This window comes from Flavobacterium daejeonense DSM 17708 (assembly GCF_000425425.1).
Taxonomy (GTDB): domain Bacteria; phylum Bacteroidota; class Bacteroidia; order Flavobacteriales; family Flavobacteriaceae; genus Flavobacterium; species Flavobacterium daejeonense.
This window is the reverse complement of sequence record NZ_AUDK01000003.1, coordinates 70,258-87,104: the sequence shown is the minus strand read 5'-3', so window position 1 is coordinate 87,104 and position 16,847 is coordinate 70,258. Positions and strand designations below refer to the sequence as shown.

The window sequence follows — 16,847 nt, the reverse complement described above, 5'->3', positions numbered from 1 at the left end:
ACCAAATAACTTTCGGTTAACATTAAATTATGAATTCTTCGCATTTGAAAATTTCATCTATTTCAATCTTCTCATTGGCGAATTATGAATATACTAAAAAAATCAAAATTAACCCCAACAAAAAAAGACTGTCTCTAAAATGAAACAGCCTTCCTCAAAAAAATAAAAAAACAAAGACCTAAATCTTTCTAAATTAATTCAGGTATTTGTCCTTAATTAATTGCTTTGCTTGAGCATCAATTCCAATTCAATCATTAAAAAACCTGTTCTAGTAAATTATTTTAATCAACTAATCCAAAGTTTGCTTTTAAACAAATTAAAACACTGTTTTAAATGCTGATTGAAACCAATAAAAGCAATCAAAACCAACAAACCATAACCCACAGTGGTATAAATTCCCATATTGGTCAACAATGTAGCTTCTTTAGAAACAGAACTTAAAACCTTTTTTAAAGCCAAACTGTGGGCATTATCCGCCGAGTAACCTTTGGAAACAAAACTTTGAGTATAATTACCGATTGTTTCCTGAGCTTAGGGACTATTGGCCATTACAAACTGACTGAACTTTAAGAAGTGTTTTTTCTGCAAAAAAAACCACGCATTTTGCATCACACAAAAAACCAACCGTACTTGCCCAAAACCTTCCGGCTACACCTACAATTCCCGAAGAAACCGCCATTTTACAGGAACGGATGAAGTAGTAAACAAAATTAAAGGCACAAACAAAAGCCCTACCCCGATACCCTGAAAAATATAAGGAATCCAAATAAAATGACGTGCCGGTAAAAAATAAGTCTTGGTTTCGGTGGTCACAAAAACCACATCGCCTTCGGCATAAAGCAATTGCGCTTTTTGATGTTTGTGTGTAGGGATAAATAATTCGCCCATCAAATCGTGATGGCAATAGATACTCTCTCTACATTGATAATATAATATTTATCGACTTTATGCGCTGAGGGTTCCATAGGAATTGCGAAAAGTGCTCTTGCAAATTTCAACAAAGTTTTCCAATTCTAAAGCAATCATTCCAATTAATACTCACAAAAAAGCCGTTTCAAATTTAGTTCTGAAACGGCTTAATGTTTTATGTTTTTCGATTAATTCACTAATAAAAAAGCTCCGTTACAAGGAATTGTCACTTCCATTTCCTGATTCTTTTTCAATTTTATGGTTGTTACTTTTCCGTTCAATTGTGCATCATCACTGTATTGTTTCAATTCAGTTCCAGCCTTAATCATTGGGAGTTTTACTTTAATTTTCAGTGTTTCTTTTTGAGCATTTATTCCGGCTACATACCATTTATCTCCATGACGACGGGCTAATACAGCGTATTTACCCGGATAGCCATCAATAAAACGAACCTCATCCCAGGTAGTAGGCACTTCTTTCATAAAATCGATAGCCCATTTTGGCGCATCGGTTAAATTATTTGGTGCCAAAGCAAAATGCTGTACGCCACTTTGAAACAAAACGGCTGTTGCCAAAGCATAAACGTCAGAAGTCATACGTTTTGAACCTTTGTTTGGCGTATTGTTTTCATTATAAAATTTATTCAAAGCACTTCCGCCAAAATCCATACTTCCCACCGTATTTCGGATAAAAGTGTGTAAAGTAGCGCTAAAAGCTTCTGCATCACAATATTTTTGACCAAAATAAAGATTCTCACTCGCTAACACTGCTTCGCTGGAAACATAATTAGGATACATTCTTTCCCAACCACGAGGCAAGGTCGTTCCATGGAAAATAACTGCAATTCCGTAATCATTGGCATCAAATAAAATATCTTCATACAACTTCATGGTTTCCTGTTTGTCTCCACCAAAGAAATCGACTTTAACTCCTGTAATACCAATGCTTTTCATCCAGGCCATTTCTTTACGACGAAGAATAGAATTATTCATAATTCCTCTTGGAGTTTGCGGTGCATCATTCCAGTGTCCATTAGAATTATACCACAAGTAGAAACTAACTCCTTTTTTAGCAGCATATTTAGCCAGTTCTTCAATTTTATCACGCCCCACCTGAGTATCCCAAAGCGCATCAACTAAAAGCGTTTTATAACCCAAATCGTTACTAAAGTCAATATATCTTTTTTGCTCATCGTAGTTCATACTTTTTTCCATACCAATGATCCAACTCCAGGTTCCCTTAGTATATTGGTATTTTTGAGAAGCCTCATATTTTGGTTTTACTAAATCAAAAGGAACAGTCGTTTCTACAATGGGAGCCAAAGTTGCTCCTAATGTAATGGTACGCCACGGTGTTTCACCAGGAAGTGCAATTGCCGGAGCGGATGTTCCGTTGCCATTATTTTCGCCTTCCATTGGAAAACCAATTGTGTATAAACCTTTATCATGACCAATTAATCTGCTGGCACAATACTGACTGTCCACCCCGGTTTCTGAAATTAAAACCCAGCCATCATTTTTAACTTTGAAAAGACAAGGAAAAGTATAACCTTCTCCATCACCATTTTTACCTAAAGCAGCATCAACAACATAGGGAATTTCATAACTAGGCATCGTTCTTTTCCAACCTGCCATAGCTTTGCTTTGAGCCGATAGAAAACTGGTGGTTCCTTCAGGAAATAAAAACCCGGAAGCTTCCTCTTTTACAACAGTGGTAAGCGCTTCTTTTTGCGGATACACCATGTATTTAAAAGCAACATCATGGTTACTTACTCTAAAAATAATATCAATTGCTACATTATTGTCTTTAGTCAATGAAAATACAGCCTCATTAGCCACATAATGCACCTTACTTTGTTTAATATTGGCCAATTCATAGGTTTCATCAATTTTATTTTGGATTACTTTATTGCCTAATACTAATCCTGAACTAAAATCACCCACATTGGTTTTTAATCCTAAAGGTGACGATTCTAAAAAAAGCTTCCCATTATAGCTTACATTATAAGTTGGTTTACCATTATTTTCAGCAATTTTTACCAGTAGTTTTCCATCCGGACTTGTTACAATGGATTGTGCTTTTACGGCAAATGAATAAAGAAAAAAACAGCACAAAGTCACTTTAATACTCAGAAAACGAAGTTGTTTTGGATTTTGAAAAATCATTTAATTTTTTATTTTTTTAGTTAGTAGCTCTCAAAAATACCGAATAAATACAAAAAACGAATTATCAAGTGTTATTTTAACACTAAAAAATTACCGCATAAAAAAAGACAGCTTTCACTGTCCTTCTAAATATTCCAAAAATTATATTATTTAAGATTTCAAAACATCATTAGCCGGTACATATTTCTTTTGCCAGGCCGGATATTTATCCAACACTTTTTGCGGACTTCCGGTGTACCAGGCATAACCGCTGCGGCGTTCTAAACTCACCTCGGCCAAGGAGTATAAAAACTCACTGTTGCGGTCGCAAAACAACGGTCGGTGGGTTCCTAACTCGTAATAACGAGTCCAGATAGGTGCCGCAGCCGAATCGACCACCACACGAACATCGCGTTTGATTTTTTTATACTTGGATTCTGTTGGTTCAATTGCAAAAGATTCCACTCTGGTGTTGAGAATTTTGGAATCGGCAAACCATTTTACGGCACTCTGAATGGATTGAATAATACGTTCGTCGGGATTTTTTATTTTCATTAAAAACAAAACAATATCCACACTTTCGCCATTGCAAATACTTGGCGGTTCAAATTTACGTGCCCAGGCCGGCGCCAGAGTTTCTTCGTCATGTTGCTGACACCAGGCGGTCAACTGTCCGTTGTCTTTAATTTGCATCTTTAAAACACAATCCAAACCCTTATCATAAGCTGTTTTGGCTTTGGCTTTCAAATTTTCATTCAAAAAAGAAAAATTAGCATTTCCGTTAATCATATTGTCCAACAAATTCATAATTCCCATGTAAGCGCCATCATTAAAAGTAATGTGACGACTGTATTTTTTCTCTAATGGGAAATACTGTGGCCAGCCACCATTGGCATATTGGGCATCCAAAACAAACTGAAATCCTTTGATGCAGGCCTCTTTATATTTTTCAATTTTGGTAGCGGTATAAACCTGCGCCAGATAATAAATATGTGTATAAGTGGTCTCGTTGTCAAAAGTGGTATGCAAAATACTTTTGGTCGAAGCTACTTTTTCCAGCTGTTCCGGAGTTAAAATTGCACGCATATCGTAATTCTTTGGCCAGCCGCCATTGGCACGCTGAAAAAGAATCATATTATCGGCAATTTTGGTATAATCGGATTCTTCATATCGAGGCTGATTGGCTACCGGATTAACTAAATTCGTTTCGTCTTTAATACCGTACCAATGTCTTTCGCTGTCGCCAAAAGGCTTAGTTGTAATCCTATCTTCTTTCTTATCTGATTGTGCGTTTACAAAAACGCCCGAACAAAGAAGTGCGGTCAGGAAAAGATAATTTTTTTTGTTTTTGAGGGTCATCATTTATAATTTTTCAGGGTTGGTTTTTGGTTTAGAATAGCAAAAAGGAATTTAGTTTAAAACTCGCTTTTGATTTTGAAAAAAAATCTCCGGAATCGCAACTGGAAACCGGAGATTGAACTTATTTAAAATTTCACTGCTTTTTTAGGAACTGTTTCCCCAATGAATGTTTTCTTAGATAAATTGGAAGAAGTTAAATCAATATTTTGGCAGGCTGCTCCATCAATCGTTATTGCTTTAGGAGAAGTCGAATTGATCTCAACATTTTTCAAAGCGCTGTTTTTAACATTATAAATCGTAAATACATTACTTTCTTTAATATCAAATTTTGCATCGCTGATTTTGATTCCGTTTCCGTCAATGATTGTAACCCCTTTATCCGCTTTTACCAGTAAATTAGAAATAGAAATGTTTTCAAGATTCATTTCCGGCAATCCCTGTAAAAATACTGCCTGAGCAGCTCCGGCAATCGTGATGTTTTTCATCACGATATTTTTGAACTGCGGCGTTTCTTCGTTAACCGGCATCGCTTTGCTACTAATTGTATTTCCGCCTTCGGCCAAAGTTTCAGCAATAGATTTTCCTCCGTAATACAAATCGAAAGAAATAGCCTGCGAAGGAATATCGATCATATTAATATCCGAAATGTAGATGTTTTCTACCACACCTCCGCGACCACGCGTACTTTTAAAACGCAATCCCACATCGGTTCCCATAAACGTACAATTAGTAACATACAGGTTTTTCACTCCGCCGGACATTTCGCTACCTACTGTAACTCCTCCGTGACCGTGATAAACCACATTATTTCTTACAATAACATTTTCACAAGGAATACCACGATCGCGACCGTCTTTGTCCTTTCCTGATTTGATACAAATGGCATCATCACCTACGTCAAAACTGGAATTTTCTACCAATACATTTTTACAGGATTCCACGTCCAGTCCGTCGCCATTTTGAGAAAACCAAGGATTGCGAACCGTAACATTTCGAACAATCAAATTCTCAATCAACAAAGGATGAATGTTCCAGGCTGGCGAATTTTGAAACACCGGTCCGTCAAAAAGAACATTTTTAGAATTTTGAATACTTACCATCACCGGACGCAAAAAATCACGAATGGATTGGAAATCTTCTTTTGTTTTTAAATCTGAACGCACATTTTGATCGGCACTTTCCGTTGCCATCTTATATTGTTCAGAAGGATACCAAACGTCTTTCTTTTCATTTAAAATTCCTCCTGAAGCCACTAAATCTTTCCACTGTCCTTCGGTCAATTTACTCTTTTTTACCAATCGCCAAACTTCTCCCGAACCGTCCCAGACTCCTTTTCCGGTAAAAGCCACATTCTCTAAATTTTTTCCATAAACAGGCGAAATACAACGGTAGGTATTCAAACCTTCAAAATCGGTTTTGATAATCGGATACAAATCCTTATCAGTCGAAAACTTAATCAAAGCTCCGGTTTCGGCATGCAGTTCCAAATTACTTTTCAGGATAATAGGTCCCGTTAGCCAAATTCCCGCCGGAATAATTAACTTTCCTCCTCCTTTTTGAGTCAGCGCCTCAATCGCATCGGCAAAGGCTTTGGTATTCAAAACCTGACCGCCGCTCACGGCTCCAAAGTCAGTCAGTTTAACGGAATGATTAGGAATCACCGGTTCTTTAATCTGAAGGTTTTTCAACGCACTAATTTCCGACAAATCTTTCGTTGCCATCGCACTTTGAGCTTCCATAGTAGTTGTGTGACTTGCCATCAAAAAAGTCAAGGCCACAAACAGAGGATAAAATGGTTTTTTTTTCATTTTTATTGTATTGGTTTTTAGGTCATAATTACAAATGTAATCGATTGTCCTGTAAATTTATTTAAAATTTTATTAAAGTCTTTAATTAATTTGAAAAACAATTATAATTGTTTCAATTCAAAAACATAAAAGAAAATTCTTATTTTAGATTTGAATTAAAAGTATTAAAATGAAAAATATAAAATTGTTGTCACTCATTGCATTTTCTCTTTTTTGTTTTGGTTGTAAAAAAGAAGAAAAAACCACTTATAAGTATTTTGAATTTTCATATGACAATACTTTTGAAACGTGTTTTTCTTTAAAATTTAAACCTAATGATAGTATTTATATTAGAGAACACTGGAACGGAAAAACTATTTGGGATAGTACTACTTCACCGAAAGAAAAAACAAATTATGTAATAATAATTAATCAAAAACAGCGAAAAGAACTGGACGCCTTAATTTCGAAAATTCAACTAAGAAAATGTGATTCCATTTATTATGAAAATTATGTTGATGGGAGAACATATTCCATATTTATAGATAAAGATTCAATCAAAAAATTAATTAAAGTCCATAGCCATAATAATGTACCTCATGAATTAGATAGTTTAGCTGCTTGGTTGTATCAATTTAAATCAAAGGCGAAATTAATAGAAACAAATAAAAAATTATTTTTCCTTACAGCAAAATATGTACTTCCACCACCGCCGCCATTGTCAATAAAAAAACAATAAAAATCCCCTCCTTCCAATAATCTGAAAAGAGGGGATTTCGATTTATTTAAAGAAAAATTAAGCCGCTTTTTTCACTTTGTGTCCAAAAACACCAAAGTAGAGAATGATCAAGAAACATACTAAAGGAATGATATAACCCGACTGAATATCATCGTGATTCATATCAATCAAAGTTCCCATTCCGTATGGCAAAATCGCTCCTCCTACGATAGACATGACCAACCAGGAAGAACCCGTTTCGGTATTGCTTTTTAAGCCTACTAGTCCTAAAGAGAAAATCGTTGGGAACATAATAGACATGAAAAATCCAATAGCTCCTAAAGCATAAATTACTACAATACCACTACCATAAATAGCCACTGCACAAAGAATCGCACTCAAAACAGCATAAATAGAAAGCAATACATAATCTTTTACATATCTTAAAAATAAAGTTCCAATAAAACGACCGCCCATAAACAGTACTCCGTAAAGTCCTAAATAATAAGCTGCTGTTTTTTCATCCATATTTGCACCCTGCTCTGCCATTCGGATAAAGAAACTGGTCACACAAACCTGAGCACCCACATAGAAAAATTGTGCTACAACTGCCCAGCTTAAATGACGGTGTTTTAAAACCGAGAAAAAACCGGGTTTTACTTCCACCTCTGTATGTGCTGGTTTCATTGATGGCAGGTGCATGAAATAAAATAAAATAGCTACCAAAACTAAAATTGTTCCTAAAACAATATAAGGCATTTTTACAGCAGCAGCTTCACCCGCTAAATAGGATAATCTTTCCGCTTCAGGCATCGCCGCCATTTGTTCCGGAGTAAAACTTTTACCGGAAAGAATAAACATTGATCCTATTATTGGAGCAACCATGGCCGCTAAACCGTTAAAAGAAGCGGCCAGATTCAATCGTTTGGAAGAAGATTCAGGAGGTCCTAAAATGGCTGCATAAGGATTGGCACTGGTTTCCAAAATAGTCAGTCCGCAACCAATGATAAATAAGGCTAACAGAAACAATTCATAAGCTCTTGTATTTGCTGCCGGAACAAACAAAAATGCCCCTGATGCAAATACCAAAAGACCAATGATAATACTGTTTTTATAACCTACTTTTTTAATAATCATTCCCGCAGGAATTGCCATTAAAAAATAAGCCAAAAACACTGAAGTATCAATTAATGTTGATTGTCGGTTATTCAGCTGACAGGCTTTTTTAAGATGCGGAATCAAAATTGAATCCAAATTATGAGCCATTCCCCAAAGGAAAAACAAACTCGTAATTAAAATAAAAGGCAACACATAATTAGGGCCTTTTCCGCCCTCAGTCGGCACATTGTGCTGGTCACCCATCTGATTTGTTATTTGCATAATTTAGAATTATAGGTTTGGTTAATTTTTCTTTTTTACCAGTAACAAATGATCACATACCATCACCACTTCACCTTTTTGGTTAATGATTTCCACGTGTTCGGTTACCGTTCCCATTTCCGGTCTTTTGGCTTCTCCTTTTTCCGAAATCGTAATTTCCGAGTGGATGGTGTCGCCAATGTGAACCGGTTTTACAAAACGCATGCGGTCATAACCTTTAGAAAAAGCTTCCGGATTAATCTCGGATGCTGTCAATCCAATACCGATAGCAAAAACCATCGTTCCATGAGCAATTCGCTGCCCGAAAGGTTGTGTTTTACACCATTCTTCATCCATATGATGCGGAAAAAAGTCGCCTGTATGTCCGGCGTGAACCACAAAATCCGTTTCGGTAATGGTTCTTCCCAGTGTCACACGCTTTTCATTTAACTGATAATCTTCAAAAAAAGTTGATTTGAAATACATATTTTTAGTTTTTTAGTACCTAGTAATTAGTCCTTAGTAATTTGTATATCATCAAAAACTAAGGACTAAGAACTATATTTTGTTTTATAATTCGTTTAGTGGAATTCCACCATTTTTATTACTGATATAGCAGGCTTCCACCACTTTCATAGTTCCCAGTACATTTTCTACACTGGCATGCAATTCGGTATCCGAACCTTCTTTGAAACGCATCAAATTGGCCATAGTACCCACAAAAGCTTCCGGAAACCAGGAACCTTCCAACTGAACTTTAGTCCATTCATAATTTCCATTTTCATTTTGCACCGCATATTCAAAAACATCTTCCAGTCCCGCAGGATAATTCATCAACAAGCCCATTTTAGCTTTGACAGCGCCTTTGGTTCCTTCCCATTTAATGTAACTTTCTTCATGCTGTGGCCCAAAATGATGATCGTGATTCGTATTAATTACGGCACGCATTGTATCGCCATAATCCAGAATAATGGTGGAACGTGATGAAGACAAATCCTTCAACGGATGCTTCCAGGTTTTAGCCAAAACAGTTTTTGGGTCGCCAATAAAAGAGCGAATGCAATCAATATAATGCACACTGTGGAATAAAATTTCCAATCGTGGGTGCACCTTAACCACAGGAAACATTTCCCAAGGCGTATTTACCGTTACTTTGAATTCCAAGTCATACAATTCACCAATGATTCCTTCATTGATTAAATGACGTGCAGCGGCTACAAATGGCGCAAAACGCAATTGGAAATTAATGGCTCCAACTAATTTTTTTCTTTCACAAACAGCAAGGATTTCTTTGGCCTCAGCCAAATCATTCCCCATTGGTTTTTGAATCAAAACAGCAGCACCATCAGGCAATTGTTCTAAAATTTCGATGTATTGTTCCGGCATCACCGTAATGTCATAAACAGCATTTAAAGGCGCATTTTTAACAGCATCTGCAACCGTTTCAAAAGCATGCGAAATACCAAATTCTTCTGCCATAGCCTGTGCTTTGGAAAAAGTTCGGTTTGTAATTCCAAAAACCTCAAATCCTGCCATTTTATAGGCTGGTAAATGGGCATCTTTTACAATTCCGCTGGCACCAATAATTACTATGGGTTGTTTGGTTTTGGGTAATTCAGGTTTATAGGGAATATGCATCATTATAGTATTTTTTCAATTTCAATTTGTGTGTTTTTTAATAAATCCGCAGAAGGGATCTCTGTTTTTAAAGCGGTCAAAACCATTTGGTCAATCAAAATGGCGATATCCGGCCAAACCGCTATTTGAGGTAAAGTATGTGCATTTTCGTGCAAACTTTCCAATTTATGATAATAAGGAATTGTAGCGTTGATTTCCGGATCTTTCCAGGTCGATTTTCTACAGCCAATTCCTCCTTCATTGGTTAATAATTTATCACTTTCGGCAGTGGTGGCAAAGCGTAGAAAATCGTAAGCCAGTTGTTTGTTTTTGCTTCCGGTTCCAATGGTGTACAACCAATACACATTTAGCGAAGCTGTTTTTCCACCTTCGGCAAAAGGTAAAGTCGTAACATCTACTTTTCCTTTCACTTTAGATTCGGCAATTACCTCGGACATCGAAGCAAATCCAAACCAGTTGATGGTCATCGCAGCTTCTGCATTGGCGAAAGCCATTCCGGCTTCTACAGAACCAAAATCAATAGAACCCGGATGAACTGCATCGGTTTTCTTAACGATATAACGGTAATAATCCAATGTATCAATTGCAGCCTGAGTGTTAACGTTTACATTTTTTTTACTATTTAATAACGAACCGCCGCGCGTCCATAAATGCAGACAAAAATCAAAAACCATATTGTGTCCGTCAGGATAATTGGCAAAAACGCAACCGTATAAATTTTCACCTGGACGGTTAAAGAAAGTCGCTATTTGTTCAAATTCCAACCAGGTTTTAGGCGGTGCTAATTCGTAACCAAATTGCTTTTTGAAATTTTCTTTTTCAATTGAATTTTCGAATAAATCTTTTCGATAAATCAAACATTCAGGACCATCGTGAAAAGGCAATCCATAAATTCCACCGTCAATTTCCTGTAAATGCAACAACGAATTATGCCACCCCTGAGGGAAATCCTGAGGCGCTTTTTGAGCTATATAAGGTGTTAAATCCTCAACAGCTCTTGCATGAGTGGCATCAAAAATCCAGTCGGTATTGATGTGAGCAATATCCCAATCGCCTTTTTTCAAACCATTTTCACTGATGGTTTGTTCATACAAATCATGTAATTCCATAGGCACCATTTCTACCGCGATACTAATATCGTTTTTTAGACAAAAGGCATCCCATAGTTTTTGCATGGCCGTTTCAAAAGGCCCAAATTTTCGAACTGCAATTCTAAATGTTGAATTTTCCATTAGCAAAGATTAAATTCTTTAATAATTTTTTCGTTATCCTGACCTAATTTCGGAGAGGCTTTACCAAATGTAAATAATTCTCCGTCAATACGAATAGGACATCGCGTAGTTTTATAGCGATACCCATCGGTCATTTCAACTTCCTGAACAAAATCCAAAACCTGAAAACCTTCCTGAGCAAAAAGTTGTTCGTAGTTTAACACATTGGCACACCAAATATCAGCCGGCTCTAAAATATTTAACCAATATTCCGAATCCTGCGTACGTAAATGTTCTGCCAAAATCGATTTGATTTCGTCTCTCAAAATGAATTTGTTTTCCGGAAATTGTTTCAATGCTTCACAAGACAAAAGTTCTGCCAGCACCGGAATTGATCCCATTGCCAGACTTATGTAACCATTTTTTGTTTGATAAATTCCGTAAGGGGCTCCTAAATACGCATTGGCATTATTAGTTTTGGTTCTTCCCGGTAATTCGCCACCATCGTTAAAGAAGGTCGTAATGGTTTCAAACTGAAAGTCAAATGCCGATTCCAGCATACTTACTTCCACCAAAGCACCCACATTTTGAGTCACTTTTCGATACAACGCAGCCAAAATTCCCTGAGCCAAATGCGCTCCTGCCAACATATCCACAATAGACAATCCCATTGGAACCGGACCATCGCCTTCATTTCCGGTTAACCAGGTCAACGCCGTTAAGGATTGCAATAACAAATCCTGTCCCGGTAAATCTTTAAAAGGCCCTTTTGAGCCATAACCACTTATCGAAGCATAAACCACATTTGGATTTATCTTTTGTACTTCTTCATAACTTAGCCCGATGCGTTCCATGACTCCCGGTCTGAAATTATGCATCACTACATCGGTTTTGGCCAATAATTTCTTCAGTTTGGCTAATTCCTCCGGCTGTTTGAAATCGATGGCAAAGGATTCTTTGTTTCGGTTGATGGTATGAAAAACCGAGGATTCTCCGTTCATAATTAAATCCGAAGTATATAAGGTTCGGCAAATATCACCCGTTCCGGGTTTTTCAATTTTAATCACACGGGCACCCAAATCGGCCAGACGCAAACTGGCAGAAGGTCCCGAAAGAAACTGACTGAAATCTATTATTAAATAATCTTCTAAAGGTTTCATTTTTTTGTTTAACCGTTTTTATAGTTTATTCGTTGAATCGTTTATTGTTTCATCCCTAACTGTTGAAGCGTGATTATTTGTTAAACATTTTAATACATTAAACGATTCAACAAATAAACGATTTAACAATCTAGCGAATAAACTCTTTTTGTATATCCACATTATGCTCTCCTACTTTTGGAGCTGCTTTTCGACTGGTCAAAATTTGGCCATCTAACTGAATCGGGCTTCGGGTAGTGACTATCTTTCTATGCTCGGCATTTTCAATGGTTTGTTTCATTGGCATTCCAAAATCAATCGCGTCCAATTCCTGATAATTCATTACTTTTCCGCACCATATGCCTTTTTCCTGTAAAATTTGTAACCAATGATCCGTTTTCTCCTGAATGATTCTTTCGCTTAAAAACGTTCTGATTTCATCACGGAATTCAAACCACAAATGTTTTTCACGGTATTTTTCCAAATTCACTTCAAGCAATTCGCTAATATACATCAGATCGCCCATAGCCAATGAAAGATAGCCATCCTGAGTTTTGTACACACCGTAAGGTGCACTTAGAAAAGCATGGGCACTTCCGGCCACATCGCCTCTTTCCTGCAATTTTCCACCGTCATTCAAATAAGAAGTTATCGCTTCAAATTGTACATCCAAGATTGATTCCATCAAAGAAACTTCAACCAAAACACCTTTATTCGTTTTCGCTCTTTTTAACAAAGCCGCTAAAATTCCCTGAGTCAAATGATTGCCGCACATAATGTCGGCTGTGGATAATCCAAAAGGAACGGGACCCTGACTTTCGCGTCCGCTTAACCAGGCTAAGCCCGATAAAGACTGCACCAATAAATCCTGTCCGGGTTTTTTAGCCCAGGGTCCTTCTTCTCCATAGCCTGAAACCACGCCGTAAATAATTTTCGGATTGATGGCAATGGCATCGGCGAAAGCCAAACCAATTTTATCCATCACCCCCGGTCGGAAATTATGCGTCATCACATCAGCCTTAGTGATCAAACGTTTGACCAGCTCTAAATCGTCAGGATTTTTTAAGTCCGCTGCAAAAGAATCTTTATTTCGATTAATGGTATGAAACAACAAACTGCTTTCGTCCACAAATAAATCTTTAATACTCAGCTGACGACAGGCTTCTCCTTTTACCGGTCTTTCAATTTTAATGACGCGAGCCCCTAAATCGGCCAGTTTTAATCCTGCCGAAGGTCCCGCCAAAAATTGGCAAAACTCCAATACCACTATACCTTCTAAAGGTCTCATAGCTATTCGTTTTTTAATGATTTGATATACAAAGTGTCCATCGCTGCCAAAACAGCTTTTTCGTCTCCGCCGTTCATTAAATAATCACGCACTACATCACCTGCATGATCCTGGAAATACATGTGTCCGGCATATCTTGGACGCAGGAAAGCTCTTTCTAAAGCCGGCAAAGTATTCTTGAAATAATCGTGGGTAATTCCGTTAATTCGCTCACTTTTCCAGGCTTGTAAATGTCCCGGTTGGCCGCCATTATCGGCAAAAACATTTTGTTGTACCTGAGAAGAACCTGTAAATTCAGCATATCTCAAGGCCTCCGGAAGGTTTTCACTAAAAGAAGAAACCGCTAATCCGGTACCTCCTAAGGAACTAATCATCGGTTGGTCATTCAATTTTACCAAATCATAAAAGTGTAATAAATGTTTGCTGTAACCAATTCTGGAATAATTAGAATAGCCATAGGCAAACGGGCAATAAGCAATTTCGTCGGTATTAACCATAGCTTCATACACCTGAATTGGATTTCGGTTAAAATTAGCCGGATCCATCAATTGCGCCAGTTCGCGGTGCATTTGCAAAGCTTTAATACCAATTTCTTCGGAAATTACTTTTTCCTGTGACTGAAAAGGAGCTTCACCCAAACTACAGCAATACGAATAGAAAGTCATCAAAGAATCTACCGGAATTCCGGCAAAAGCCACCAATCCTTTTTTGGCCAAAGCCAATAAATCTTCGTAGGTTTCCGGTACTTTCAAGCCATTTTTTTCCAAAATATCCAATCGGGCAGCTGCTACCGGAGTTGCCGCATCGATAGGCAAAGCCCAAAGTTTATTGTGAAAAACATAACTTTCGTATGATTTCCCTACTGTATTTACTTCCTGATCTTTAATATATTCTTCTGAAAAATGATCCGACAATGGCACAATCGTATTGGTGGCCGCACCAAAACCGGTCCACGGATGATCGATTACCAACAAATCAAATCTTTTGGCCAAATCTTCAATCGAAGCATCTGCAAATTCCTGCAAACTTCTTTTTTCCCAACTAATTTCTACATCCGGATACAGCTCCGTGAATCGTTGAGCAGTGGCAACCATCGGCAAAAGCCCTCTTGTATGATTCCATGTAATCCCTTTCAATTTCTTCATTTTTCGAATTTTCAATTTTTTTATTTAGAACATAAATTTCCAAGCTTTAAAATTAAGAAAACTAATTAATTCGTTTTTATCTATGTTCAATCTATTTTTTTCATTTACAAAACGATAAGAATTGTAAATTTAACACTTCAATTGAGTATATGTTGCTAGTTCATTCTCCTATTTATCAATATTTTGAATATCTAAAACCAAAAAACGCCTGTTTCTAAATCAGACGTTTTTGTGAAATATCTTTTTTTAATTTCAAAATTCTTAATTCGTCACTTCGAGTGTTTTTGGCTATGGAAAGTTGAATGGAAAACAATTATAAATTAGCCAAAAACGTCCCGATAGCTATCGGGACGGGAAGTTTTGTTTAGATAAGTGTTCTCGATAAAAATTTTAAGAAAAAGCTGTTCGCATTTTCTGAAAATTCACTCGAACTGACGCGCGACAAATCGTTCTTTTTAAAACGCTACATCACCACAAAAATGCACCTGAATTCCTAATTCCTGCAAAGCAGCCGCTTTGATTCGGCACAATTTGTTAGCTTCGGCCTCATTTTCGGCATAAACCACATGAATGTGATTGGCTTTATGACGTCCCATCATTTGGTCGCGATTTACCCCTTTTAAAACCGCATTCATAATTGGCCATTGCGGTGTGGTCATGTTCCATCGGCGATCAAGTTCTTCTTTTGGTAAATCCACCGATTCTCCAATTCCTAAATCGCAATGCAAAGCATCATCCATCACATAAATACGACTCCAGACAATAGATCCCGGTTTACTCACCCCTTTGACACTTCCACCACCTAATCTGAAATACATTTCCGGCTGTCTCTGGCTGGAAGTTCCCTCATAACCGCCTACAAAATGTTCCGGAGGAGCGGCTCCACTGATTAAGAATACCCAAACAAATCCATCAATAGTTTCATTTTTAAAATATTCACCATAACGCAAATCATGCAGGGTATTTTCGCCTTTCAATCCCATAGAACGCCATAAATTGTAGGTCACCAAAGCGTCAATTCCGGCACATTCATCCACTTCGTTAAAATGAGGTAAGGCTTCCCCGGCAAACAATTCCTTTCCGGCTTCGTCATAAACCGGAGGACGGTTTTGATTGTTTAACAAACCTTCAACCAAATCACTGGCAGGAACTAAATCCTTCAAACCTTGCTGGTATTGAATTCCGATGGTATCACAACCAAATTCAGCTGCAATGCGTACTGCAGCAATGTACATTTTGCATTGTAACAACGTTTGGTTTCTGGTTAATTCAGTTGCTTCATCCGTTCCCCAGTCAAATTGCATTCCTTTATTTAATAACCATTGTAAAACGGCTTCGGCTTCTTCGTCTTTCACCGTCAGCATTTTAGCGTATAGCGAAGACTGCGACAATCTTTCTTTGTAAATTCCGGTAGGATGCAACAAATGATCCGGCACGATAGCATTAAACATTCCCATACAGCCTTCGTCAAAAACCCCCATAATGGCTTTTTCTTTTCGGAAAGCTTTCGCAAAAGCGACTCCTTTAGCCAATTCTTCTGCAGGAATAAGCGCCTTATCAAAAGCTTTTACATGACTTAAATCCGGTTGAATTGTAGCCGTTTGCATCCAGTTTTTCAGATTCGTTTTGAAAAAATCATCACTAAAATCCACACTCCACAACGTGCTGTATTCTACACCTGCCTTAGTTAATGAACCATTCAAATTCAGCATCCCTACCAGTCCAGGCCATTCGCCACTCCAGTTGGCTACCGTTAAAATAGGTCCCTGATGCGTAATCAAACCCGCCAAAACATGGTGCGAATATTGCCATACACTTTCGGCAACAATTAGTGGGGCTGTTGGGTCAATACTTTTAAAAACCTGCATTCCCATTTTTTGGCTATCAATAAAACCGTGCTTTTTTTCAGCATCATAAGCGTGCGCTCTGATGATTTTTCCGCCTGCCTCGGCAACAGCTGCAGTTAATAATTGCTCCATTTGGGCTTGTGCTTCCCAACATACCTGATTGGCCGATAAACGCAAATCGCCGCTTGCTACTAAATAAATGTCCATTTTTTAAATTATTTATACGCAATATAACACAAAGACCATTTGTTTTTCCAAATCGTTTTTGTGATTGCTATTGATGATTATTTTTAAAAACCACCT

14 protein-coding genes are annotated in these 16,847 nt (G+C 37.5%); 1 reads left to right on the top strand and 13 read right to left on the bottom strand.

Translation table 11 applies throughout. The features are described 5' to 3' along the window. Window positions 1-285: 285 nt before the first annotated feature. From H599_RS20715 to H599_RS0103730, 5 genes are all read right to left on the bottom strand, one after another. Window positions 286-459, bottom strand: coding sequence for a hypothetical protein (locus H599_RS20715; protein ID WP_155960736.1), 174 nt, complete (start codon window positions 457-459; stop codon window positions 286-288). Window positions 460-654: 195 nt separating this feature from the next. Continuing rightward, entirely contained in the window at window positions 655-888 is a 234-nt protein-coding gene (locus tag H599_RS21150; RefSeq protein ID WP_026712900.1) for a cupin domain-containing protein, read from the bottom strand. A gap of 209 nt (window positions 889-1,097) precedes the next feature. After that, entirely contained in the window at window positions 1,098-3,074 is a 1,977-nt protein-coding gene (locus H599_RS0103740) for a glycoside hydrolase family 97 protein (protein ID WP_081810500.1), read from the bottom strand. 150 nt (window positions 3,075-3,224) lie between these two features. Further along, window positions 3,225-4,415: a pectate lyase gene (gene pelA / locus H599_RS0103735; RefSeq protein WP_245600483.1), complete on the bottom strand. Its 1,191-nt coding sequence runs from the start codon at window positions 4,413-4,415 to the stop codon at window positions 3,225-3,227. A 122-nt stretch (window positions 4,416-4,537) separates the two neighbouring features. Continuing rightward, window positions 4,538-6,220, bottom strand: coding sequence for a glycoside hydrolase family 28 protein (locus H599_RS0103730; RefSeq protein WP_026712897.1), 1,683 nt, complete (start codon window positions 6,218-6,220; stop codon window positions 4,538-4,540). A 169-nt stretch (window positions 6,221-6,389) separates the two neighbouring features. Between H599_RS0103730 and H599_RS0103725 the strand changes: the two genes are divergently transcribed. Beyond that, window positions 6,390-6,938: a hypothetical protein gene (locus H599_RS0103725; protein ID WP_026712896.1), complete on the top strand. Its 549-nt coding sequence runs from the start codon at window positions 6,390-6,392 to the stop codon at window positions 6,936-6,938. Between the two features lie 57 nt (window positions 6,939-6,995). Here H599_RS0103725 and fucP read toward each other — a convergent pair whose 3' ends face one another. The 8 genes from fucP to H599_RS0103685 all read right to left on the bottom strand — a co-directional run bounded on the left by fucP (window position 6,996) and on the right by H599_RS0103685 (window position 16,751). Next, window positions 6,996-8,297, bottom strand: a complete 1,302-nt coding sequence (gene fucP, locus H599_RS0103720; protein ID WP_026712895.1) for an L-fucose:H+ symporter permease — start codon at window positions 8,295-8,297, stop codon at window positions 6,996-6,998. A gap of 21 nt (window positions 8,298-8,318) precedes the next feature. Then, the gene (locus tag H599_RS0103715) at window positions 8,319-8,762 is read right to left on the bottom strand and encodes a MaoC/PaaZ C-terminal domain-containing protein (RefSeq protein WP_026712894.1); all 444 of its coding nucleotides are present in this window, start codon (window positions 8,760-8,762) and stop codon (window positions 8,319-8,321) included. A gap of 84 nt (window positions 8,763-8,846) precedes the next feature. After that, window positions 8,847-9,917 carry a Gfo/Idh/MocA family protein gene (locus tag H599_RS0103710; protein ID WP_245600482.1) on the bottom strand — a complete coding sequence of 357 codons (1,071 nt, stop codon included), beginning with the start codon at window positions 9,915-9,917 and terminating at the stop codon, window positions 8,847-8,849. Next, window positions 9,917-11,146 (bottom strand): extracellular solute-binding protein, encoded by a 1,230-nt coding sequence (locus H599_RS0103705; protein WP_026712892.1) that lies wholly within the window; start codon window positions 11,144-11,146, stop codon window positions 9,917-9,919. Before H599_RS0103705 ends, H599_RS0103710 begins: the two co-directional genes overlap by 1 nt. Further along, a complete protein-coding gene (locus H599_RS0103700; RefSeq protein WP_026712891.1) occupies window positions 11,146-12,285 on the bottom strand; it encodes a CaiB/BaiF CoA transferase family protein in 1,140 nt (379 codons plus the stop codon). Before H599_RS0103700 ends, H599_RS0103705 begins: the two co-directional genes overlap by 1 nt. A 130-nt stretch (window positions 12,286-12,415) precedes the next feature. After that, window positions 12,416-13,552, bottom strand: a complete 1,137-nt coding sequence (locus H599_RS0103695) for a CaiB/BaiF CoA transferase family protein (protein WP_026712890.1) — start codon at window positions 13,550-13,552, stop codon at window positions 12,416-12,418. Between the two features lie 2 nt (window positions 13,553-13,554). Next, entirely contained in the window at window positions 13,555-14,697 is a 1,143-nt protein-coding gene (locus tag H599_RS0103690; protein ID WP_035141138.1) for an ABC transporter substrate-binding protein, read from the bottom strand. Between the two features lie 455 nt (window positions 14,698-15,152). Continuing rightward, window positions 15,153-16,751, bottom strand: a complete 1,599-nt coding sequence (locus tag H599_RS0103685; protein WP_026712888.1) for a fucose isomerase — start codon at window positions 16,749-16,751, stop codon at window positions 15,153-15,155. Between the last annotated feature and the right edge of the window lie 96 nt (window positions 16,752-16,847).